This is a genomic window from Photorhabdus sp. RM322S (genome assembly GCF_042879395.1).
GTDB classification, from domain to species: domain Bacteria; phylum Pseudomonadota; class Gammaproteobacteria; order Enterobacterales; family Enterobacteriaceae; genus Photorhabdus; species Photorhabdus khanii.
Genome location: NZ_JBHFKW010000149.1, coordinates 1 through 563, shown reverse-complemented (window position 1 = coordinate 563; position 563 = coordinate 1). Strand labels below are relative to the sequence as shown.

Genomic DNA, 563 nt, shown 5'->3' with positions numbered 1-563 from the left:
TGGGCGTCAGTCTGGCGGCGTTGTGTCATCTGGCCTGGGCCCAGGTGTTGTCACATACCAGTGGTCAGGAGAAAGTGGTGTTCGGCACGGTACTGTTTGGACGTATGCAGGCGGGAGACGGTGCCGACAGTGGTATGGGGCTGTTTATTAATACTTTACCGCTGCGGCTGGATATCGATGATACCCCGGTACGCGACAGCGTACAGACAACACATACCCGGCTGGCTGGATTGCTGGTGCATGAGCATGCGTCGCTGGTATTGGCACAGCGTTGCAGTCGTGTACAGGGTGATATTCCGCTCTTTAGTACCCTGTTGAACTACCGGCATAATGGGAATCCGATGACCCCGAATGAGGCCGTGGAGGGCATTGAGTTCTTGGGAGGGCAAGAGCGCACTAACTATCCGTTTGTGCTGTCGGTGGAGGATGGTGGCTCTACTTTGGGACTAACTGCTCAGGTGGTGCAGCCGTTTGAACCAGAAAGACTATGCGGCTATATGCAGCAGGCATTGGAAAGTTTGGTAGAGGTGCTTGAACAGGCCCCGGAAACGCCGGTACGGATA

General features: G+C 55.2%; 1 protein-coding gene. It reads left to right on the top strand.

The features are described from left to right. Positions 1–563 (top strand): condensation domain-containing protein (locus ACGF63_RS23000; protein WP_387633401.1); only part of this gene is annotated, 563 nt, incomplete at both ends.